General features: G+C 60.4%; 24 protein-coding genes. 12 read left to right on the forward strand and 12 right to left on the reverse strand.

Annotated features, from left to right (window positions below; translation table 11 throughout):
- Positions 1 to 5: 5 nt before the first annotated feature.
- The 3 genes from CRO75_RS24800 (at position 6) to CRO75_RS24810 (ending at position 1,574) form a co-directional block, all read left to right on the forward strand.
- Entirely contained in the window at positions 6 to 614 is a 609-nt protein-coding gene (locus CRO75_RS24800) for a hypothetical protein (protein ID WP_345789171.1), read from the forward strand.
- Between the two features lie 53 nt (positions 615 to 667).
- Complete coding sequence (locus CRO75_RS33335) at positions 668 to 976, forward strand: DNA cytosine methyltransferase (RefSeq protein ID WP_345789172.1); 309 nt, start codon at positions 668 to 670, stop codon at positions 974 to 976.
- Positions 977 to 1,301: 325 nt separating this feature from the next.
- A complete protein-coding gene (locus tag CRO75_RS24810) occupies positions 1,302 to 1,574 on the forward strand; it encodes a pyocin activator PrtN family protein (protein WP_097138871.1) in 273 nt (90 codons plus the stop codon).
- 133 nt (positions 1,575 to 1,707) lie between these two features.
- Here CRO75_RS24810 and CRO75_RS32665 read toward each other — a convergent pair whose 3' ends face one another.
- Both CRO75_RS32665 and CRO75_RS24815 read right to left on the reverse strand, forming a co-directional pair.
- On the reverse strand, positions 1,708 to 2,595 hold the full coding sequence (locus tag CRO75_RS32665) for a hypothetical protein (protein WP_143504054.1): 888 nt from the start codon (positions 2,593 to 2,595) through the stop codon (positions 1,708 to 1,710).
- A 164-nt stretch (positions 2,596 to 2,759) separates the two neighbouring features.
- Positions 2,760 to 3,851: a site-specific integrase gene (locus CRO75_RS24815; RefSeq protein WP_097138874.1), complete on the reverse strand. Its 1,092-nt coding sequence runs from the start codon at positions 3,849 to 3,851 to the stop codon at positions 2,760 to 2,762.
- 102 nt (positions 3,852 to 3,953) lie between these two features.
- On the opposite strand from CRO75_RS24815, the gene dusA reads away from it, so the two are divergent.
- Together dusA and tal are read left to right on the forward strand one after the other, a co-directional pair.
- Positions 3,954 to 4,973 (forward strand): tRNA dihydrouridine(20/20a) synthase DusA, encoded by a 1,020-nt coding sequence (gene dusA / locus CRO75_RS24820; RefSeq protein ID WP_097138876.1) that lies wholly within the window; start codon positions 3,954 to 3,956, stop codon positions 4,971 to 4,973.
- Between the two features lie 189 nt (positions 4,974 to 5,162).
- A complete protein-coding gene (gene tal, locus CRO75_RS24825) occupies positions 5,163 to 6,089 on the forward strand; it encodes a transaldolase (RefSeq protein ID WP_025804199.1) in 927 nt (308 codons plus the stop codon).
- 74 nt (positions 6,090 to 6,163) lie between these two features.
- Here the strand turns inward: tal and rssC are convergent, their stop codons facing one another.
- On the reverse strand, positions 6,164 to 6,646 hold the full coding sequence (gene rssC / locus CRO75_RS24830) for an anti-sigma factor antagonist RssC (protein WP_007926970.1): 483 nt from the start codon (positions 6,644 to 6,646) through the stop codon (positions 6,164 to 6,166).
- The gene (rssB, locus tag CRO75_RS24835) at positions 6,646 to 7,827 is read right to left on the reverse strand and encodes a two-component system response regulator RssB (protein WP_062823089.1); all 1,182 of its coding nucleotides are present in this window, start codon (positions 7,825 to 7,827) and stop codon (positions 6,646 to 6,648) included. Before rssB ends, rssC begins: the two co-directional genes overlap by 1 nt.
- 277 nt (positions 7,828 to 8,104) lie before the next feature.
- Between rssB and CRO75_RS24840 the strand changes: the two genes are divergently transcribed.
- A complete protein-coding gene (locus tag CRO75_RS24840) occupies positions 8,105 to 8,404 on the forward strand; it encodes a PilZ domain-containing protein (RefSeq protein ID WP_097138878.1) in 300 nt (99 codons plus the stop codon).
- Positions 8,405 to 8,461: 57 nt separating this feature from the next.
- Here the strand turns inward: CRO75_RS24840 and CRO75_RS24845 are convergent, their stop codons facing one another.
- Positions 8,462 to 9,145 (reverse strand): VacJ family lipoprotein, encoded by a 684-nt coding sequence (locus tag CRO75_RS24845; protein ID WP_062823091.1) that lies wholly within the window; start codon positions 9,143 to 9,145, stop codon positions 8,462 to 8,464.
- Between the two features lie 198 nt (positions 9,146 to 9,343).
- Here CRO75_RS24845 and CRO75_RS24850 point away from each other — a divergent pair, with 198 nt between their 5' ends.
- On the forward strand, positions 9,344 to 9,964 hold the full coding sequence (locus CRO75_RS24850) for a phosphatase (RefSeq protein ID WP_085530308.1): 621 nt from the start codon (positions 9,344 to 9,346) through the stop codon (positions 9,962 to 9,964).
- Between the two features lie 113 nt (positions 9,965 to 10,077).
- Positions 10,078 to 10,341, forward strand: coding sequence for a DUF4404 family protein (locus CRO75_RS24855; protein ID WP_007926964.1), 264 nt, complete (start codon positions 10,078 to 10,080; stop codon positions 10,339 to 10,341).
- 46 nt (positions 10,342 to 10,387) lie between these two features.
- On the opposite strand, the gene queF is transcribed toward CRO75_RS24855, so the two are convergent.
- Together queF and CRO75_RS24865 are read right to left on the reverse strand one after the other, a co-directional pair.
- On the reverse strand, positions 10,388 to 11,218 hold the full coding sequence (gene queF / locus CRO75_RS24860) for an NADPH-dependent 7-cyano-7-deazaguanine reductase QueF (protein WP_053278166.1): 831 nt from the start codon (positions 11,216 to 11,218) through the stop codon (positions 10,388 to 10,390).
- 68 nt (positions 11,219 to 11,286) lie between these two features.
- The gene (locus tag CRO75_RS24865) at positions 11,287 to 11,841 is read right to left on the reverse strand and encodes a cupredoxin family protein (RefSeq protein WP_097138880.1); all 555 of its coding nucleotides are present in this window, start codon (positions 11,839 to 11,841) and stop codon (positions 11,287 to 11,289) included.
- A 155-nt stretch (positions 11,842 to 11,996) separates the two neighbouring features.
- Between CRO75_RS24865 and CRO75_RS24870 the strand changes: the two genes are divergently transcribed.
- Positions 11,997 to 12,677: a heavy metal response regulator transcription factor gene (locus CRO75_RS24870; RefSeq protein ID WP_007926961.1), complete on the forward strand. Its 681-nt coding sequence runs from the start codon at positions 11,997 to 11,999 to the stop codon at positions 12,675 to 12,677.
- A complete protein-coding gene (locus CRO75_RS24875; protein ID WP_097138882.1) occupies positions 12,677 to 14,038 on the forward strand; it encodes a heavy metal sensor histidine kinase in 1,362 nt (453 codons plus the stop codon). The genes CRO75_RS24870 and CRO75_RS24875 overlap by 1 nt, the downstream gene beginning before the upstream one ends.
- A gap of 62 nt (positions 14,039 to 14,100) precedes the next feature.
- Here the strand turns inward: CRO75_RS24875 and CRO75_RS24880 are convergent, their stop codons facing one another.
- The 3 genes from CRO75_RS24880 to CRO75_RS24890 all read right to left on the reverse strand — a co-directional run bounded on the left by CRO75_RS24880 (position 14,101) and on the right by CRO75_RS24890 (position 17,351).
- Complete coding sequence (locus tag CRO75_RS24880) at positions 14,101 to 15,345, reverse strand: lipoprotein-releasing ABC transporter permease subunit (protein ID WP_097138884.1); 1,245 nt, start codon at positions 15,343 to 15,345, stop codon at positions 14,101 to 14,103.
- A gap of 64 nt (positions 15,346 to 15,409) precedes the next feature.
- A complete protein-coding gene (gene lolD, locus CRO75_RS24885; protein ID WP_164485326.1) occupies positions 15,410 to 16,093 on the reverse strand; it encodes a lipoprotein-releasing ABC transporter ATP-binding protein LolD in 684 nt (227 codons plus the stop codon).
- Between the two features lie 7 nt (positions 16,094 to 16,100).
- Positions 16,101 to 17,351, reverse strand: coding sequence for a lipoprotein-releasing ABC transporter permease subunit (locus tag CRO75_RS24890; RefSeq protein ID WP_097138886.1), 1,251 nt, complete (start codon positions 17,349 to 17,351; stop codon positions 16,101 to 16,103).
- A 94-nt stretch (positions 17,352 to 17,445) separates the two neighbouring features.
- Between CRO75_RS24890 and CRO75_RS24895 the strand changes: the two genes are divergently transcribed.
- Positions 17,446 to 18,033, forward strand: a complete 588-nt coding sequence (locus CRO75_RS24895) for a PilZ domain-containing protein (RefSeq protein WP_007926941.1) — start codon at positions 17,446 to 17,448, stop codon at positions 18,031 to 18,033.
- Between the two features lie 61 nt (positions 18,034 to 18,094).
- The gene (locus tag CRO75_RS24900; protein ID WP_007926940.1) at positions 18,095 to 18,817 is read left to right on the forward strand and encodes a glycerophosphodiester phosphodiesterase; all 723 of its coding nucleotides are present in this window, start codon (positions 18,095 to 18,097) and stop codon (positions 18,815 to 18,817) included.
- A gap of 42 nt (positions 18,818 to 18,859) precedes the next feature.
- On the opposite strand, the gene sthA is transcribed toward CRO75_RS24900, so the two are convergent.
- Both sthA and CRO75_RS24910 read right to left on the reverse strand, forming a co-directional pair.
- Positions 18,860 to 20,254 (reverse strand): Si-specific NAD(P)(+) transhydrogenase, encoded by a 1,395-nt coding sequence (gene sthA / locus CRO75_RS24905; protein ID WP_007926939.1) that lies wholly within the window; start codon positions 20,252 to 20,254, stop codon positions 18,860 to 18,862.
- A 209-nt stretch (positions 20,255 to 20,463) separates the two neighbouring features.
- The gene (locus CRO75_RS24910) at positions 20,464 to 21,432 is read right to left on the reverse strand and encodes an FAD:protein FMN transferase (RefSeq protein WP_097138887.1); all 969 of its coding nucleotides are present in this window, start codon (positions 21,430 to 21,432) and stop codon (positions 20,464 to 20,466) included.
- Between the last annotated feature and the right edge of the window lie 289 nt (positions 21,433 to 21,721).

Raw genomic sequence — 21,721 nt, forward strand, 5'->3', positions numbered from 1 at the left:
ACCAAATGCAACCGCATCAATACGCACTTTCCGCCGGGATCGCCTTGCTGTTCCTTTTGACCGCCCTACCCTACTTGTTCGGCATCGCCCGTCGACGTGCGCTCGATCAAGGTAAAGAAATCGGCCTAGCGGAACGCGACGCCGCACACTTCACCAAGGTACGGGATCTTTGCGCCGACCTCGACGAGATCGCCATTCAGCGCGAGGCCGAGAAGCGCAAGCACCTCACCACAATCGCCAACCTCAAGCGCAACATCGTCAAGCTGGAGGAGCGGATCACCTCCTACACCGGGCTGGCGGTGACCAGGGCGGACTACGAGAGGCTGCTCGGCGCCGCTGAGACTCTGCGCCTGACCCAACGCACCTTGAACGCACTGAAGTCGCAGTCCCAAGCGGCCCGAGCAGGCGCTCAAGCTGAAGCCATCGACGAACTGGCCATGCGCATCCATGCCCAGCTGCGCACCATTCCGGCCAGCGCAACCTCCGCTCAACACCTTGTAAGACAACCGATATCCATCCAGCCGCAGGGCTCATTCCGCGCCGACATATTCGCCGCCGGAGCTGTCGACGGCTGCCACACAGCATCAGACCGACCATCACCGGAAGATCAATAAATGAGCTGGCTCTTTTCGCAGGCGCTGGTGGCGGAATACTCGGCGGCCACCTGCTGGAATGGCGCACCATCTGCGCCGTTGAACGTGATGCCTGCGCCGCACAGACTCTGGCGCAACGACAAAACGATGGATTGCTCCCGCCTTTCCCAATTTGGTCTGACGTGTGCAGTTTTGACGGACGACCATGGCGAGGCCTTGTTGACGTGGTTTCGGGAGGGTTCCCTTGCCAAGACATCTCGACGGCAGGCAAAGGTCTGGGCATCACAGGAGCCCGCTCCGGACTGTGGCGGCAGATGGCACGAATTACCGATGAGGTACGACCGCGCTACGTCGACACGATGGGGTGTTATCGGAGCAGCTGACTTCGGCGCCCCTCATCAGCGGGACCGGATCTGGCTGATCGCAGAAGACACCCACCAAGCGATGGCCAACGCTAGTGGCGAGCATGGCAAAGAGATCCTCCCCTGCCGCATTGATGCGCAGATCCGGGGCCTATCGCTCGAACGATCGCCTGGATCACGCCGTCATGGCGTTGGATCGTGGTCATCTGAACCCGGAATGGGCCGAGTGGCTGATGGGCTGGCCCATCGGATGGACCGACTTAAGGCCATTGGCAACGGACAGGTTCCAGTCGTGGCTGCAAGCGCATTCAATTCACTCTACGATAGACGATAACCAGGAGGTTGCATGAACACTCTTTTCCTGTTGATGGCGCAGTACAACGGGCAAGCAGTTATCCCCCTGGATCGTGTGTGTGCCGATTACATGAATTTAACTGTGGAAAAGTTCAAGCAAAAGCGCCTGGCCGGCGAGATTGACATTCCAGTAGTGCGCTTAGGTGCCAATAGCCAAAAGGCGGGGCTGGGGATACACCTAAAAGACCTCGCTGATTACATTGATCGACAGCGTGAGAAGGCCGAGAAGGAGCAAAACCAGTTAATGGGAAGAGCGGCGCACTAAGACCTGTACGAAAATTACGTCGCAACCAAAATCTGACATAGGCAAACGGAACCACCACCGTGAAGCTTTCAGATATGACTAGAACAGTATAAAAGCTGGGGAGGCGCGGAGCCGCTCCCCACCTACTGTTCCCTCATGGTTTCTCTAAACCGACAACAGTTTCAGTCACACTCAAACCAAACCAGTTTTTTTGAATCAATTTTTGAATAGACAAAACAACCAAATTAAAGCCGACCCTACAACCATCATAAATATCGAACCTATCAGCGTCTAATCTCTTATCAAGAACTTCACTACCCATAGGATGATGCACTTCATAGCCCCCATGTACAAATGCACTTCGATAATTATACAAACTACGCAAATTATTTGTTACAGCTTTCTTTTTTGAAACATCTAGATCAATCAGCCCTATCATTCTATTAGCTATCCCTGGTACACCTTCACCGACTCGAGTAGTGTAAATTGACTCCAAAGCATGAAATATCCAGATTATGCTATTAATATCAATATCAGACTTACAAACATGCAACAGAGCGTATATCGCTCTTGCTACTTGATTGTCAGCCTTTTGCTTAACGCCAAGGCCCAAGCGCTGATACCAAGAGTTCACCTGCTCCAATGGCAACTCTATAGGAGCGAAAGTTTTACCATTCAAACAATCAAAATACCCTTCCTCGAAATTGTAAGAAGAAAGATTAAACCGCGCCACATCCCTCGACACCTGTACCGAATCAGCACTTTTATAAAACCTAACATTTAGAAATTCGCAAGAGCCAGGTACAGACATATTCATTATAAAGAAAATATCGTACAAGTATTTTTCAGCAAACAAATGAGGATGGCCTGCGCCGACCTCTCCCTCAACGCTAACTCGAAGAACGAGATCTATATCTGACATTTCCCAAAGATAGGAAACATCCACACCTGAAAAGTCAGCAGGATTCCTATGATAGCGCGCCCTATCCTTACTCAATTTATACCAGCTAACAATAGGGGTTAAATCAACACTAACCTTCACCACGCTACCGCGGTGCTCGTAAGATATCTCGTTTAGTAGCCTCTCGGCTTGACACCATATATCATAATCTTCCAGTGTTCATCCTCACCTGACGTTCGACCAATACGTCCCAGATTTATCTTTACAATGTGCTCCACGGGCCACCTTCCTGGCTATCAACGAAGTTAGTTAGAACACCTTTCCAACCATTTCCATTCAGCATATTTGTCCCCCAGCCCTCGCAAATGGGTGTATCGACGAAGTGAATTCCAATCTCTGTGTCCTGAGACACTCGACACCCTAGGGATGTCCCATTCCATCTCAAATAACCGACTCACCCCCTCGTGCCGCAGATCATGAAAATGCAAGTCCTCGATACCCAGGAGTGGGCAGGCCCGCGTAAAGGAGGCTGACACCGACTTGGCATTGTAGGGAAAGATCTCCCTCTCCACCTTAGGCATGGTGTGTATGATCGCCCAGGCCTCATCTGGCAAGTGACACCAGACGTCGTTGCCAATTTTCTGCCCCGGGTTTTTCATGTCCCTCACTAGGACCGCTTGCCGTGCACAGTCGAGATCGTCCCAGCGGATCCGCGTGATTTCTTCCTGTCGGCGCGTCGAGAAGATCGCGAAGGCAATCATCTTCGGCATGTCGATCTGAGCTTGGCGGCGCGCCTGCATCTCGAAGAAATGCACCATAAGCTTGTCCAGCTCTTCCAGCGTTGGCCGGCGGTTGCGCTCCTTGCTTTTGCTGACCATGCCGAGCTTACGCAGCACCTTACGGGCGTCAGGCATAGCCAGGGGATCCACCTCATAGCCCCACGCCGGCCGCGCCACGGACAACACCGCTCCCAGGTGCGACAAGTCGTTACCGACCGTCTGCGCCTGCACGCCGCCGCCCTCCTGGCCCATCCGCCACTGAGCGAACTCCACCAGTTTCTGACTAGAGAGCGCCGAATCGTCTAGATCCCCCAGCCAGGTGTCTTTGATCGCATTCAGCGTGGCTCTCTTGGTTTTCCCCAGCGGGCGGATCTTCTCGTACTCGTCCAGGTACTGCTCAATCATCTTCCTGACAGTCACACCCTTGCGGTTGGCGCGATCGATGGCGCCGGGCTCGGCCAGCTCCGTCTCCCGGCGCTTGATCCAGGCCTGGGCGACCTGCTTGCGGTCGAAGGTTTGGCTTTCCTGATAAACTGTCCGCCCGTCCCGATTGATCCGTATCTGCGCCGTGTAGGCCGTCGAGTTGTCCTTGCGTTTGCGTGATGTGATCGTGCCCATTTCCAGTTGCTACATTGCCGAATTCGCTTGCTACATTGTAGCAACCGACCTCGGAAAACAAGGAAAAATGGGTAAAAACTGCTGTATAAAAGATCAGTATCAATGAATTTCGAAAAACCTGAAGCGCCCGTAAACACTAGCCCTGCCCGTTCCGAGCCGTCTCGCCGCTTCTCCGTGGCGCCGATGATGGATTGGACTGACCGCCACTGCCGCTTCTTCCTGCGCCTGCTGTCCAAGCACGCCCTACTCTACACCGAGATGGTCACCACCGGTGCGTTGCTCAATGGCGATCATGAGCGTTTTCTGCGTCACGACGAGTCCGAGCATCCCCTGGCGTTGCAGTTGGGTGGCAGTACGCCGGCGGATCTGGCGGCTTGTGCGCGGATGGCGCAGGAGCATGGTTACGACGAGGTGAACCTCAACGTCGGCTGCCCGAGTGATCGGGTGCAGAACAATATGATCGGCGCCTGCCTGATGGGGCATCCAGGCCTGGTGGCCGATTGCGTGAAGGCGATGCGCGATGTGGTGAGCATTCCGGTGACGGTCAAGCACCGGATCGGCATCAATGGCCGCGACAGTTATGAGCAACTGTGCGATTTCGTCGGCCAGGTGCGCGAAGCTGGGTGCACCAGCTTTACCGTGCATGCGCGGATCGCGATTCTTGAGGGGCTGTCGCCGAAGGAAAACCGTGACATTCCTCCCCTGCGTTATGACGTGGCAGCACGCTTGAAAGCGGATTTCCCCGAGATGGAAATCATCCTCAACGGCGGCATCAAGACCCTGGAAGCCTGCCATGAGCATCTACAGACTTTCGACGGGGTGATGCTGGGCCGCGAGGCCTATCACAACCCCTACTTGCTGGCCGAGGTGGATCAGCAGTTGTTCGGCAGCACCGCACCGGTGATTTCCCGGGCCGAAGCGTTGGCGCAGTTGCGACCTTATATCGCCAGGCACCTGGCCACGGGCGGCGCCATGCACCACATCACTCGCCATGTATTGGGGCTGGGCACCGGTTTTCCGGGGGCGCGCAAGTTCCGCCAGTTGCTCTCGGTGGACATTCACAAGGCCCAGGATCCGCTGGCGCTGCTGGATCAGGCCGGGCAGTTGCTCGAAGGTCGCTAACGGTCGCTCGGGTTGAACCTGATGGGTGTTTTGGCATCGTAGTAAACGGATAGCGCCCCAGCATTCAAACACCTGTTTTTCAGGTTGTTGCCCTTGGGGCTCGTTTAGGCATCCGGTTACGCATTCGCGCCCTTGAGCGGCTGTCAGCGCTCGGGTAATGTCAACAGACCCACAGGACAGAGCACTATCATGACTTCCAAGCTGGAACAACTCAAGCAATTCACCACCGTGGTTGCCGACACCGGCGACTTCGACGCTATCGCCCGGGTCAAACCGGTAGACGCCACCACCAATCCTTCCCTGTTGCTCAAGGCCGCGGCCATTCCGGGTTACGCCGAGCTGCTGAACGCCAGCGTCAGTGACGTCAAGGGCGATATCGGCCTGGCCAGCGACCGTTTTGGCGTCGCAGTGGGCAAAGAAATCCTGAAAGTGATCCCCGGCCGCATTTCCACCGAAGTGGATGCCCGCCTGTCGTTCGACACCGATGCCATGCTCAAGCGCGCCCATCGCCTGATCGAGCTGTACGACAAGGCCGGCATCGGCCGTGACCGTGTACTGATCAAGATCGCCTCCACCTGGGAAGGTATCCGCGCCGCCGAGCAGCTGGAACGCGAAGGCATCCAGACCAACCTCACCCTGCTGTTCTCCTTCGCCCAGGCGATCGCCTGCGCCGAGGCCGGAGTGTTCCTGATCTCGCCGTTCGTGGGCCGCATCTACGACTGGTACAAGAAGGCCAGCGGCAACGACTACACCGGCGCCGACGATCCGGGCGTGCAGTCGGTGACCCGCATCTACAACTACTACAAGGCCAATGACTACAAGACCGTGGTCATGGGTGCCAGCTTCCGCAACCTGAACCAGATCGAGCAACTGGCCGGCTGCGACCGTCTGACCATCAGCCCGGACCTGATCGAGAAACTGGCCGCCGACACTGGCAAGCTGGAGCGCAAACTGGCACCAGGCCACGCTGGCGAAGCCCGCCAGAGCCTGAACGAAGCACAGTTCCGCTGGGCCTCCAATGAAGACGCCATGGCCACCGAAAAACTGGCCGAAGGCATCCGTCAGTTCGCCCGCGACCAGGAAAAACTCGAGGCACTGCTGGCCGCCAAGCTCTGATCGAGCGAGCGCCAACGCAAAAAGGGCGGACCCTCACGGGTTCGCCCTTTTTTATGTGCTGCCGCTTTATGGGATCAGTTGCGTTCCAGGGCATTCACCAGATCGTGGAAAGCCTCGCGGTTGGAGTCGTTCAAGCCCATGAGGATCTTGTGCGCCTCCAGCACCTTGAGCCGCACCACCTCTTCCGACTGGTCCTGGGATGGCAGGTCGGTCAGGCATTCCGGGCATGGGATCGGACGGTCAACGATGTTGAACACCTGATCGAAGCCCATGGACTGCAGCAGTCGGGTGATGTCTTCGTGGGTGGTGACGACGGTCGGCAACAGGCCGACCTTCTGCCGCGACAGGATCGACAGCTTGGCCAGCAGGCCCAGGGTGGTGCTGTCGATGCTGCGGGTTTCGGTCAGGTCGATCACGATCGCCGAGAAGTTCAGCGCCGTGAAGATCCGCTCAATAGTCGCATCCAGCGCCGAACACAGGGTCAGGCGCACTTCACCGATAAACTTCAGGACAAAGGTGCCGTCCTGCTCGGCGAACTGGATTCTACCGGTACTCATTAAAGATTCCTGCTCAACACCAACAGGGCGATATCATCCGGCATCTCCCCTAGCGTGGCCAATCCAAAAACCTGCCGCAGACCATCCAGGCTGCCGCCGGCCGTTCTCACCCGATCGGGTAAGGCGGCCTCTTTCTCTTTGAGTGTGGGTTCCGGCAAAAGGTCCAGAATGCCATCAGACATCAGCGTCAAGCTGAAGCTCGGAGGCAGTTCCAGAATGTGGTCTTCATAGGTGGCTTCATTGAACAAGCCTACCGGCAGACCCCGCCCTTCCAGGTAACGCACACTGTCTGGCGTGTACAACACAGGCAATGGCAGGTGTCCGCCAATGCTATAGGTCAACAAGCCCGTCTCCTCGTCGATGACGCCACCGACCATTGTCACGTGTTTGCCCAGCTTACAGCTGATCAGGCCACGGTTGATATGGCCCAGGACTTCCGACGGCTTGAATTCCGGCAAAGTGCCGTTGCGCTTGGACTCGAACAGCAAGCGCGTGGTCATGAACTTGAGCAGCACCGTGACAAAGGCCGAAGACGCGCCATGCCCGGAAACATCCGCCAGGTAAAAGGCTACGCGGCGCTCGTCGACACGAAAGTAGTCGACGAAATCGCCGGACAGGTACAAAGACGGAATGATCTGGTGCGCGAACTTGAACTCATCGATGGTCCATGGGCTCACCGGCAGCATGTTCATCTGCACCTGGCGCCCGGCGTTCTGATCTTCCTGCAGTAGGCTCAGGCTGGCTTCGAGCTCGCGGTTGGCGGCTTCCAGCTTCTCCCGGTAGCGCTGGTTTTCCAGCAGCAGGCGCGCGCGATCCAGGGCCCGGCGCACCGAGTGCTCCAGCACCGCGAGGTCTTCCAGCGGCTTGATCAGGTAGTCCGCCGCGCCCAGGCGCAAGGCCTCGACGGCATCGTTCATCACACCGGCACCGGAAACCACGATGACCGGGGTTTGCGGTTCGATGTCGGTTACCTGACGGATAAGTTCGAGGCCGCCCATCTGCGGCATGCGCAGATCGCAGATCACCAAGTCGGGCTTTTCCTGCTCGAACACCTGAAGTCCCTGCTGACCGTTACTGGCCTGCAGGACGCTGAAGCCACTGTCTTCCAAATAGGCCGCGAGGCTCGCGCGCACTACTTCGTCGTCATCGATTATCAGCAGCGTGGCACTGGTTTTTGGCATGTGGGCAAACGGCGCCAGAATTAGGTTGGCGTAGGTGGCTGGGCACGAGGCCTGGACACACACTACTGGATTCGCTTTCTAGCCACTCTGGAAATGGAGTCAGGGCCCATAGCCCTGCACGCTCGACCATCAGAGGTGCCCTTCTAAGGCGCAGACGGTACTCCCATCCGCGGGGCGTTTCAAGCTCATGCCGATGGTCGCTGGACGTCTTTACACCTCAAATCACCGGGAGTTATAAGAACAGGCAAATCCGCAACTTAAACGCAGGTTGGAGCCTATGAGCCCAAACGATCGTGACTACAGTGAAAAGCGCGATTACATCCGCATGCGGGTGGATGCAGAGGTCACGCTGATCCACCAGGGCCAGGTGATTGAGGCTGTCTGCATCGACCTTTCCAGCAGTGGCATGCAGGTCCGGGCACCACGCTCATTCAAGGTCGGCGACCAGCTCAGCGTGCGTATCGATTCCGAGCACGCCGCCCTCAGGGGACTGGAAGCGGACACCGAGGTGGTCTGGGTCACCGAGCTGGAAGGCAACGGCCAGAAACTTGGCCTTACAATCCTGAAGATGGACTGATTCTAAGATCAACAAAAAAGGCGGCCCCAAGGGCCGCCTTTTTCATGGACAGGTCGCTTAAAAATCGTCTTCGACCTTGCCGTCCTTGACCTTGAATTCGCGGTTCTGCAGGTACGCATTGCGAATGAAGGTGTACTTGTCGCCACTGATCAGCTTCTCGCTCGACAGCAGGCTGGCGCGGGTGTCGACAAGGTCCAGGGCAAACGCGCTGTTGCGCACTGGCACGTCATTCACATAACGGTAAGGTTCGGTGAAGCTGTCCACATACTTGGCCGGCGCATCGCGAAGGGTGCTCGGCCCGAAGAATGGCAGCATCACATAAGGACCGCTGCCGACGCCCCAGTAGCCCAGGGTCTGGCCGAAGTCTTCATCGTTACGCTGCAAGCCCATCTTGGTGCTCACATCGAAGAAACCCGCCACACCGATGGTGGTGTTCATCAACAGCCGCGCGGTGTCGACGGCAGCGGCATGGGGCTTGGCTTGCAGGATATCGTTGGCCAGGTTGCCGACATCACCGATGTTACGGAAGAAGTTGTGAATGCCGTCTTCGAGAAACTGCGGCGTTACTGCCTGATAACCTTGCGCCAGAGGTTTCAGCGCATAGGTGTCGATGGTGTCGTTGAACGTGAAGATCGGACGGTTGATGCTTTCCCACGGATCGTCTTCCGCAGCGTGGGCCAAAACCGGCACCAGCAGCATGCCGGCACACATAAGCTGAGCGAGACGATTGCTCCAGCGCATAGCAGAAACTCCTTGGATTGTACTGTCGCGGGCGCTATGCCCTGGCGGTAAGCGCTAGTATAAGTCGGATATATCCATTTATGCAGCACTGGTGCAGTGCTTCGCCCTCTCCCCTCGTTTGCATGGCCTGTTCACAGGGATGTCATCCAACGGTCATCTGTCGTCGATACTCTTGCAAGGTATTTCAGGGACGTCACGATGCCTCACGCCGAAGCCTTGCCTGTATCCGCCCCCACCTTGACCGCCGTGCTCTTTGGCCTCAGCGGTTGCCTGGTGGATTTCGGCGCGCGGATGCGCCTGCACAGCGCCGACCACCCGGTCCTGGAACAGGCCCACGCCACTCACGGCGCCCTGGACATTCTGCACAGCCTGCAACATCAAGGCGTGCCTTGCGCCTGGCTCGACGAGTTGCCCGCCACCCTCAGCCAGCACCTGGCAAGCTCACTACCCGACTGGCTCACCCCTTGCCCCAACACCGGCTCCCGCTGGCCAGCTCCCGATGCCTGCTGGCAGGCGCTGATGGCCCTGAATGTCAGCCGCCTGGACGGCTGCGTGCTGGTCAGCGGCGAACCGCGCCTGCTGCAATCGGGCCTCAACGCCGGCCTGTGGACCATCGGCCTGGCGTCCTGCGGTTCGCTCTGCGGCATGAGCCCGACGCAATGGCAGGCACTGAGCCAACAGGAGCGCGAGCTCAAGCGTGGCAAGGCCACCCTGCATCTATTCAGCCTCGGCGTGCACTCGGTGATCGACCATCTGGGCGAGCTGCCAACCTGCCTGGCCGACATCGGCCAGCGTCGCCAGAAAGGTGAAAAACCCTGACTTGATCAAGATCATGCACATTGCCCGCGAGTGGATTACGCTAAGGCTCAGACATGGACCTTTAGCGAATCGGCGCGGTCCATGGCTGAGCCTATCAATGAAGGGAGAACGCCATGCCTGCCCGCGAACTGCAAGAACAGCTCAATACCCTGCGCGAGCAATTGGAGCAGAACCCACCGCTTTCGGAAGCAGAACGCGCCAATCTGCAGGAATTGATGCAACAGATCGAGCTCGAGCTCAAACTGGAAAACGCCACCCAGGACACCAGCCTGGCCGACGGGGTCAACCTCGCCGTCGAACGCTTCGAGCTTGAGCACCCCGCCATTGCCGGCACCTTGCGCAACATCGTGCAAACTCTCGGCAACATGGGGATTTAACCCCTTACAGACAAAAAAAGCCCCGCTACCAGAGCGGGGCTTTTCATTACTGGCGAACCAGCCGGAAGTTGGCGAAACTCGCGGTTTCGGTGCTGCGATACGGGTTGATGTCCAGGCCACCACGACGCACATAACGCGCGTACACCGTCAGCTTCTCCGGCTGCAGCAAACGCTGCAGGTCGAGGAAGATCCGCTCCACGCATTGCTCATGGAAGTCCGAGTGCTGGCGGAAGCTCACCAGATAGGCCAGCAGGCTGGCGTGGTCCAGCGCCGGGCCACGGTACTCCACCACCACACTGCCCCAGTCCGGCTGGCTGGTGACCGGGCAATTGGATTTGAGCAGATGGCTGTGCACGCTCTCCTCGACGATCCGCGACCTGTCGCACTGCAGCAGCTCCGGACGCGGGTGTTCATAGCTACTGACGCTGATATCCAGCTCATCGATGCAGGTGCCCGGCAAGGCCACCACACCTTCCGCCTCCACTTCGCCCAGGCTGCGGATGCGCACGCCCACCGGCTTGCCGGCCGCCGCAGAGAGGTCGGCACGCAAGGTTTCTTCCAGGCTCTGGCGATCCGCGAATGGGGTCTGGTTCAGCGAGTTGAGGTACAGCTTGAACGACTTCGACTCGATGATGTTCGGTGAGTCCGCCGGAATGCTGAACTCGGCGATGGCCACCACCGGCTTGCCGGAGGGCAACAGCCAGGACAGCTCGAAGCAGTTCCAGAAGTCCACGCCTTTATAAGGCAGGGTGTCGGCGCTCAGGCCCAGCTCGGCCCATTTTGCCGCCCGCGGGATCGGGAACAGCAAGGATGGCGTGTAGGTGGAGACATATTCACTGGACTTGCCCAGCGGCGAATGTTCGGCTGCGGGATGCATGGCGGAAACCTGACTGAAGAATCAGGCGATTCTATCAGTCTTTGCCTCCGCCTTTGAGCCCCAGGCGCTTACTGGCTGACCGTCAGCTTGCCGACCATGCCTGCCTGATAGTGCCCCGGGATATTGCAGGCGAACTCCAGGCTGCCGGCCTTGCTGAAGGTCCAGGTCAGCTCAGCGGTCTTGCCTGGCTCCACCAGCACGCTGTTCGGGTCGTCGTGCTTCATGCCGGGCATCACGCCATGGCCCATGGCCGCGTGATCCATGGCCCCGGCGGGCATATTCTTCATCGCGGTGGGCGTGAGCATGCCGCTCTGCTGCATCTTCAGCATTTCCTGTTGGTGCTCGGCATGCATGGCCGCATTGCCGAGATTGAACTCGTGCAGCAACTGGCCCTTGTTGATCAAGACGAAACGCACGGTCTCGCCGGCCTTGATATCCAGGGCCTTGGGGTTGAACGACATGTCGCCCATGACCAGTTCCACCGTACGTGTCGCCTTGGCCGCCGAGGCCGCCTGACCGAAATCGTAGGTCTGCGCCGGCGACGCCCAGGCCGGCACATTCAACGCCAGCAGACACGCGGCCAACGCCAATGAACGAGGTAAAACACCCTTGGGCAAAAACATAATCGCACTCCAACAAGATGAGGTTCAGCTTGTGTGAAACTCTAAGGCCGTGCCGCTGCCAGCCATCTGACTGCTAGATTACAACTTTGTCAGCTTGTGCCCTGCGGCCGTCACCCAGGGTATAAAGCCCGCGTTCCATTTGCCATGAGCCGCCCATGAAACTGCTGATCGTCGAAGACCAACCGAAAACCGGCCACTACCTGCGCCAAGGCCTGAGCGAGGCAGGCTTCAACGCCGAGCTGGTGGCCGATGGCACCACGGGGCAACACCTGGCGTTGACCGGCGACTATTCCCTGTTGATTCTCGACGTAATGCTGCCGGGCCGCGATGGCTGGCAGATCCTGCAAGCCGTGCGCGGCGCCGGGCTGGAGATCCCGGTGCTGTTCCTGACCGCGCGCGATGCGGTGGAAGACCGGGTTCACGGCCTGGAGCTGGGCGCCGACGATTACCTGGTCAAGCCTTTCGCCTTCTCCGAACTGCTAGCCCGGGTCCGCAGCCTGCTGCGCCGCGGCAGCTCCACCCCCCAGGAAACCACCCTGCAACTGGCGGACCTGCGCCTGGACCTGATTCGCCGACGGGTCGAACGCAACGGCCAGCGCATCGACCTCACCGCCAAGGAATTCTCGTTGCTGGAAATGCTCCTGCGGCGCCAGGGCGAGGTGCTGCCCAAGACGCTGATCGCCTCCCAGGTCTGGGACATGAACTTCGACAGCGACACCAACGTCATCGAGGTGGCGATCCGCCGCTTGCGCCTGAAGATCGATGACGATTACCCGAACAAACTGATCCATACCGTGCGTGGCATGGGCTACGTGCTCGAAGAGCGCCAGGCCTGATGCGCCGCTTGTCCCTGAGCGGCCGCCTGGCCTTGTTGTTCGCCGGCTGCACCGCGGTAGTTTCGTTGCTCGCCGGGGTGCTGTTCAGCCGCGCCAGCGAGGCGCACTTCATCGAGCTCGACCAGCAACTGCTGGAAGGCAAGCTCATCGCCATGCGCAGTGCGCTGCAGGGCGCCGACACTCCGCAACGCTTTGCCGAACGCAAGGCACAGCTGCAGGATGAACTCAGCCATCAACCGGACCTGACGCTGCGGGTCACAGGGGCGGATAGCGCCGTCTGGTTCGACAGCGCCAAGGTTTTGCCGGCCACTTCGGCCCAGCCGAGCGGACTGCACAGCCTGCAACATGACGGCACCGCCTACCGTGTCTACAGTGCGGCCCTGGAGCCAGGCCAGGCCGGCTCACCAGAGCTGACCCTGATGCTCGACATCACCCACCACCAGCACTTTCTGCAGCGTATGCAGCACCTGATCTGGCTGACCGTCGGCCTCTCTGCCCTGGCCACCGCGCTGCTCGGGGCCTGGGCCGCGCGCAGCGGCTTGCGTCCGCTGCGGCGGATGAGCGAAGTCGCCGCGGGCGTGTCCGCCAGCTCCCTGACCCAGCGCCTGCCAGAGCAGCAGATGCCCGGCGAACTCGCCGAACTGGCCCATGCCTTCAATGCCATGCTCGGACGCCTGGACGACTCCTTCCAGCGCCTCTCCGCGTTCTCGGCGGACATCGCCCATGAACTGCGCACCCCGCTGTCGAACCTGCTGACCCACACCCAGGTCACCCTCACCCGCCCACGGGCGCTGGAAGACTATCGCGAAGCCCTGCACAGCAACCTCGAAGAACTGCAATGGATGGCCCAACTGGTCAACGACATGCTCTACCTGGCCAAGGCCGATCACGGCCTGCTGACGCCGAAACGCGAAGCCCTGGAGCTGGGTGAGGAAACCGACATGCTGCTGGAGTTCTATACGCCGCTGGCCGAAGACGCCGGCATCGCCCTGGGGCGCGAAGGCAGTGCGAAGATCCAGGGCGACCGCAGCATGTTGCGCCGCGCCCTTTCCAACCTGCTGGACAACGCCCTGCGCTTCACCCCGGCTGGCGGCGAAGTGCGAGTGCGGCTTGGCGAGACGGCCAAGGGATCATACCTGCGGGTAGAAAACACCGGCGAAGGCATTGCGCCCGAACGCTTGCCACGGCTGTTCGACCGCTTCTACCGCGCCGACCCGGCGCGCCATGAAGGCAGCAGTGAACATGCAGGCTTGGGGCTGGCCATCACCCAATCGATCATCCGTGCCCATGGCGGGCAGATTCATTGCGAATCGGTGCAGGGCCGGACGAGCTTCGTGATTGAGTTGCCGAGGCAGGACTAGCGGAGGGGTTGCGAGCAAGCTCCCCGGAGGAGTGAGCTTGCTCGCGATAGCGGGCTTGGGCCTTACGAGTAACGCAACGCCGTCGCCGGCTCGACCTTCGCCGCGCGCCAGGCTGGATACAGGGTCGCCAGGAAGCTCAGGACGAAACCCGCAGTACAGATCAGGGCGACGTCGCCGCCCTGCAGCTCGGAAGGCAGGTTGCTGACGAAGTACACGTCGGAACTGAAGATGTGCTGGCCACTGATTCGCTCCAGCCAACCCACCAGCGCGCTGACATTCAGCGCGGCGATCACGCCCAGTACGCCACCGATCAAGGTGCCGACGATACCGATCACCGTGCCCTGGACCATGAAGATCGCCATGATCTGCCGTGGCGTGGCGCCGATGGTACGCAGGATCGCGATGTCCGCACCTTTGTCGTTCACCACCATGATCAGCGTGGCGATGATGTTGAACGCGGCCACGGCCACGATCATCAGCAGCAACAGGCCGATCATGGTCTTTTCCATCTTCATCGCGCTGAACAGGCTGCCCTGGGTGTGGGTCCAGTCATCGGCCTTGAAGCCAGCGCCCAGGCTGACCGCGATGTCGCTGGAAACCTTGGGCGCGGCGTACAGGTCCTTGACCGCCAGGCGCACACTCTGCACCTGGTTCGGCTGCCAGTGCTGCATCTCGGCGGCATCCGCCACATGGATCAAGCCCATGGAACCGTCGAGCTCGGCCCCGACCTTGAACACCCCGACCACGTTCAAACGCTGCATGCGCGGGGTGATGCCGCCCGGCGCGGAGCTGATTTCCGGCACGATCAGGGTCAGCTTGTCGCCGACATTCAGGCGGAAGCGCCGTGCCGTGATCTCACCGATCACCACCCCGAACTCGCCCGGTTTCAAGGCATCCAGGCGGCCCTGCACGATGTGCTGGGCAACGATGGAGACCTTGCCTTCCTGGGCCGGGTCGATGCCGCTGATCTGGATCGGCTGCATCGAGCCCTTGTAGGAGAGCATGCCTTCCATCTCGGTGAACGGCACCGCGGCCGTCACCTCGGGATTTTTCATCGCCGCGGCGGCCACCGGCAGCCAGTCGTCGATCGGCTTGACGCCGACGATGGTGGCATGGGGCACCATGCCGAGGATGCGCGAGCTCATTTCGCGCTGGAAACCGTTCATCACCGACAGCACCACGATCATCGCCAGCACGCCCAGGGCGAGACCGATCATCGAGGTCATGGAGATGAAGGAAACAAAGCGATTGCGGCGCTTGGCGCGGGTATAGCGCGTGCCGATAAAGATCGATAACGGTCTGAACATTCGCTGGGGCACCGTATGGAAATTAAAGACCCGGCGCCTGTTTCAGGCCCCGGGTTGCGACCAATCAGATGGGCGTCAGGAAACCTTCCTGCAGGTGCAGGACGCGGTCCATCTGGCGAGCCAGGTTCATGTCGTGGGTCACCACCAGGAACGCGGTACGCATCGAGGTGCTGAGTTCCAGCATCAAGTCCTGGATGCCCTGCGCGGTGTGGGAGTCGAGGTTGCCGGTCGGCTCGTCGAGCATCACCAGCCCTGGCTTGTTGACCAGGGCACGGGCGATGGCCACGCGCTGACGTTCGCCACCGGACAGTTCGGCCGGCTTATGCTCCAGGCGATGGGCCAGCCCGACCCGCTCCAGCAAGGCGGTGGCCCGCTGACGGGCTTCCGGGATCGCGGTCTTGCCGATCAGCAGCGGCATGCAGACGTTTTCCAGGGCGGTGAATTCCGGCAGCAAGTGGTGGAACTGGTAGACGAAGCCGAGCGAGCGGTTACGCAGCAGGCCGCGGCCCTTTTCGCTCAGCGCCGAAAGCTCTTCGCCGTCGAGCCAGACGCTGCCCTTGGTCGGCGTGTCGAGGCCGCCCAGCAGGTTGAGCAAAGTACTTTTGCCTGAACCTGAGGTACCGACGATCGCCACGCGCTCGCCCGGGTGCAACTCCAGTTGCAGGCCGGACAACACCACCACCGATTCCGGACCTTCCTCGTAGGACTTGCCCAGGTCGCGGCAGCTCAGAATTGCTTTTTCACTCATGCCCAACTCACTCATAACGTAGCGCCTCCGCCGGCTGGGTGCGCGCGGCACGCCAGGCTGGATACAGGGTGGCGAGGAAACTCAGGACCAGTGCCGCGCCGCAGACCATCAACACATCCTCGGCCATCAGTTGCGACGGCAGGTAGTCGATGAAGTACACGTCGGCATTGAGGAATTTGTGCCCGATCAGGCCTTCGAGGGCGGAGATCGCCGCGCTCACGTTCAACGCCGCGAACATCCCGACCACGGCGCCGATCAAGGTACCGATCACGCCGATCACCGTGCCCTGGACCATGAAGGTCGCCATGATGCTGGCCGGCGTCGCGCCCAGGGTACGGAGGATCGCGATATCGCCCTTCTTGTCGTTCACCACCATCACCAGGGTGGAAATGATGTTGAAGGCGGCCACGGCGACGATCAGCAGCAACAGCAGGCCGATCATGGCTTTTTCCATGCGGATGGCCTGGTACAGGTTGCCGTGGGTACGGGTCCAGTCACGGGCGTAGTACTGGTTCTCGCCCTGTTGCTCGGCAATTTCCCAGGCGGTGCGTGGCGCCTGGAACAGGTCGTCGAACTTCAGGCGCAGGCCCTGCACCTGGTCCGGTTTCCAGCGGTGCAGGCGGCCCAGGTCGTCGAGGTTGGTCAGGCCCAGATAGCCGTCCAGCTCGCCGGCGCCGACATGGAAGATGCCGACCACGGTAAAACGCTTCATGCGCGGAAACATCCCGGCCGGGGTCACCGTGACCTCGGGCGCGACGAAGGTCAGCTTGTCGCCCAGGCCAACCCCCAGCTTGGTCGCCGCCTTGTCGCCGATCACGATGCCGAAGCTGCCGGGGGCCAGGTCGTCCAGCTTGCCCTGCTTCATGAAGTTATCGATGATCGAAACCTGGCGTTCCTTGGCCGGATCGATGGCGTTGAGCAGGACTTTCTGCACCTGGCCGTTATTGGTCAGCAACCCCTGCATCTGGGTGAACGGCGCAACCGCCAGCACCTTGGGGTTCTGCTTGACCTTGTCGGCCAGGCCTTGCCAGTCGCTGATCGGCTCACCGGATTCGATGGTCGCATGGGGCACCATGCCCAGCACGCGGGTGCGCATCTCATGGTCGAAGCCGTTCATCACCGACAGCACGACGATCATCACGACCACGCCAAGGGCGAGTCCGATCATCGAGGTCAGGGAAATGAATGACACGAAATGATTGCGGCGCTTTGCACGGGTATAACGCGTGCCAATAAATACGAAGAGAGGTCTGAACATGTCGGGGCTTGTTCGGAGGAAAAGAAGACGTCCTTGTGGCGGGTCCTGGTAAGCAGCTTTACACTCAGACCACCGCCGCTACCATGGGTTCGCCATGTCGACATTAGATGAAGAAGATCGCCGCGAATACTACCGTATCGAGGACACGATCGCACTGGAAATTAGCCCCTTGTCCGCCCACGAAGCGGCGAGCAAGGAAGTGTTGCAGGATGCGTCGCCGCTGTTCAACCTGCTCAGCGAGCTGCATCTGAGCGAATTCGAATCGCAGCACCTGCTGCGCCAGGTCAGCGAGCGCGACCGGACCCTGGCCAACTACCTCAAGTCCATGAACAAGCGCATCGACCTGCTCAGCCAGGTGGTGGCGCAGACTGTGCTCGGCAAGTTCGGCGAGCCGCAGCGGGTGATTCTCTCCGAGGGCGGCATCGAATTCGAACATCACCTGTCCTACCCGGCCGGCACCCACCTGGCGGTCAAGCTGCTGCTGATGCCCCAGGCCTTGGGCCTGTTGTTGCGGGCCAAGGTCACCCATTGCGAAACCCGCAGTTTCGGCACGTTCGAAATCGGTACCGAGTTCGAATCATTGACCGACGCCCAACGCCAGTTGCTGGCGCGCTATATCCTGCAGAAGCAAGCCCAGGAACGTCGCCAGGCCCGAGAGCAGAACGACCCGGCAGCCGATTGACCTGCGGCCCCACCGCGCAGCACTGACCATCTAATGGAAAAATTTCCGTGAAGGAGCAATCGTGACCCTGATTTATGGCCACCGCGGCGCTAAAGGCGAAGCACCGGAAAACACCCTGACCAGCTTCCAGCAGTGCCTCAAGCATGGCGTGCGCCGCTGCGAACTGGACCTGCACCTGTCCATGGACGGCGAGCTGATGGTGATCCACGACCCGACCCTCAAGCGCACCACCGACCGCCGCGGCAAGGTGGTCGAACACAGCGCCGAAGAACTGGTGTCCTATGACGCTCGCAAGGGCGGCCCGGGGTGGGTCACGCCCTGCCCGATCCCGCGTCTGGAAGAACTGTTCGAAAAATGCGACTTCGAGCACTGGCAGCTGGAGGTCAAGAGCGCCTCGCGCACCCGTGCCGCCACCACGGTGCTGGCGATTCGCGAGATGGCGCAGCGTTTCGGCTTGCTGGACAAGGTCACCGTCACCTCCAGCTCACGGGAAGTGCTCAAGGCGGCTGTCGAATTGACCCCGGATCTGTCCCGCGGACTGGTCGCCGAATACGCCTGGCTCGACCCGTTGAAGGTCGCGCAAAGCTACGGCTGCGAGATTCTGGCGTTGAACTGGACACTCTGCACCCCGGAGCGGCTGCAACGGGCGCAGCGCCAGGGCTTGCATGTGTCGGTATGGACAGTCAACGAGCCTGCGCTGATGCGCAGGCTCGCCGACTTCGGCGTAGACAGCCTGATTACAGACTTTCCCGGTTTGGCCAGCGCCACGCTCGAGAGTTACTGAAATCGGTCTCCCCGGCCGGCTCAGGCCACCGGCCGGAGTCGCTCAAAAAAGCCGGTTGAGGCCGTCGTAAGCGGCTACCCGATAGGCTTCGGCCATGGTCGGGTAATTGAACGTGGTGTTGACGAAGTACTTCAGGGTATTGAGTTCGCCCGGCTGGTTCATGATCGCCTGGCCGATGTGCACGATCTCCGAAGCCTGGTAGCCGAAGCAGTGCACGCCCAGGACTTCCAGGGTTTCGCGGTGGAACAGGATCTTCAGCATGCCTTGCGGCTCACCGGCGATCTGCGCGCGGGCCATGCTCTTGAAGAAGGCCTTGCCCACTTCGTACGGCACCTTGGCCTGGGTCAGTTCCTGCTCGTTCTTGCCGATCGAACTGATCTCCGGAATGGTGTAGATCCCGGTCGGCACGTCGTTGACGAAGCGCCAGCTGCCGTTGTCGACGATGCTGCCGGCGGCCGAACGACCCTGGTCATGGGCCGCACTGGCCAGGCTCGGCCAGCCGATCACATCGCCGGCGCCGTAGATGTTCGGCACGCAGGTGCGGTAGTTCTCGTCCACCTCGATCTGGCCACGGCTGTTGACCTTGACCCCGATGTTTTCCATGCCCAGCCGGTCGGTATTGCCAGTCCGGCCATTGCACCAGAGCAAGGCGTCGGCCTTGATCTTCTTGCCCGACTTGAGGTGCAGGATCACGCCATTGTCGAGGCCTTCGACGCGGTCGTACTCCTCGTTGTGGCGCACGGTGATGTTGTTGTTGCTGAAGTGGTAGCTCAGCGCCTGGGAGATCTCGGAATCCAGGAAGCTCAGCAACTGGCCGCGGTTGTCCACCAGCTCGACCAGTACCCCCAGGCCACTGAAGATCGAGGCGTATTCACAACCGATCACGCCAGCGCCGTAAACGATGAGTTTGCGCGGCGTGTGGCCGAGGCTGAGGATGGTGTCGCTATCGTAGATGCGCGGGTGGTGGAAATCGATATCGGCCGGGCGATATGGACGCGAGCCGGTGGCGATGATGATGTGCTTGGCCACCAGCTTCTCGACCACGCCGTTGGCGCAGACCACTTCGATGGTCTGCTCGTCGGCGAAGCTGCCGGTGCCGAAGAACACGTCGACCCGGTTACGCGCGTAGTAGCCGGTGCGCGAGGCGACCTGCTTGGAGATGACCTTCTCGGCGCTTTTCAGTACGTCGGGGAACGAGAACCAGCGTGGCTCGCCAATGGCCCGGAACATCGGGTTGGTGTTGAACTGCATGATCTGCCGGACCGAGTGACGCAAGGCCTTGGACGGGATGGTGCCCAGGTGGGTGCAGTTACCGCCGACCTGGCGACGGCTATCGACCATCGCTACCTTGCGCCCTGCTTTCGCGGCGTTCATCGCCGCACCTTCTCCAGCGGGGCCTGAACCCAGCACCACTACGTCGTAGTTGTAGACAGCCATGCGTACTCCTCAGAACAGGCCGCGGCACCCGTGTGGCACCTGCGGCTAAATCATGCCGCGGCCAGCGGCATGAAGGATCAATTTGGCTCGGTTACGAACCCGGGCACAGTCTATAGAAGCGTCAACGCCGCGCACATTAACCCTTGGTCGCGTCGCCGGCTACTTTTGCCTGCGACATCGCGCCGCGGCACCGCGCAAGATTACTGCTTTTATCCGGCAAACAGGCGATCAAACGCGCGGTTGCTGCGTGTGACGAAGCCTGTATCGGCGCGGATCACAAAAAATGCGGCGATATCGTGTTTTTCCGCGTAATCCCAACCGCGTTCGGGGCCGAGGATCAGCAGCAGGGTCGACAGACCATCGGCCATCACGGCCGCGGGATGAATCACCGTGACCGAAGCCAGCCCATGCTCGACAGGCCTGCCGGTGCGGGCGTCGAAGGTGTGGGAATAACGCTGTCCGTCGCGCTGGAAATAATTGCGGTAGTCGCCGGAAGTCGAAACCCCATAACCATCGACGGCGATGACCCGCTCGGCCAGCTGTCGATCGTCCCGCGGCTCCTCCAGGGCAATGCGCCACGCCGAACCGTCGGGTTTCCTGCCGACCGCCTTGAGTTCGCCGGTGGCTTCGACCAGGTAACTGTCGATGCCCATTTCCGCGAGTCTGGCGGCAATCCGGTCCACCGCATGACCGGCGGCGATGCTGTTGAAATCCACCGCGACCGCGGCGTCCTTGCACAGCTGGTCGCCCTCGATACGCAGATGGGTATAGCCGACTCGCTGCCGCACCTGCGCCAGCGCCGTATCGCTCGGCACCGCCTCACCGCGCCCCTGCGGACCGAAGCCCCAGAGGTTGAGCAACGGCTCGACCGTCAGATCGAAGGCGCCCTGGCTGTCCCGCGACAGCCGCTGGCCAATCTCGATCAAGCGCAGGACCGCCGCCGGCATCGCCTGGCAGCTATTGGCCGGCAGATCGTTGAAGCGTTCGATGTCCGAGTCGCTGCGATAGGTCGACATCTGCCGGTCGATCTGCGCAAGTATCCGCTCGACCTGGGCCTGCACCTCACTCGGCGCAGCCAAGCCTGCCCGCCTCACGTACTTGATCGAGTAGGTGCTGCCCATGGTCGGGCCGCCAAAACTTTCCAGCGAGTCGCCCCGACCGCATCCGGCCAGGGCCATTGCCAAAACGACAGGAAGCCCCCCTCGCACCCAAGATCCACCCAGCAAGACTTCGCCTCCCGACAATCGATTTCCCTCCCGGCTTCGTCCGACCAGGGCGGGCCATTATGCGGCAGCCAGCGCGGATTTGATGCAGGCCGAACCCGGCTCATCGCGAGCTCGTTCCTGCGGGTTTATTCCGCGAACTGGCGGGCAATAAATCCCAAGCCGTCCATCTACTTAGCAAGCAAGCTAAGAGTTTTTGTTGCCTCGGCAGACTCATACACATATTGTTACAAACTATCTGGCC

Source organism: Pseudomonas sp. LAMO17WK12:I10 (genome assembly GCF_900215185.1).
Classification (GTDB): Bacteria; Pseudomonadota; Gammaproteobacteria; order Pseudomonadales; family Pseudomonadaceae; genus Aquipseudomonas; species Aquipseudomonas chlororaphis.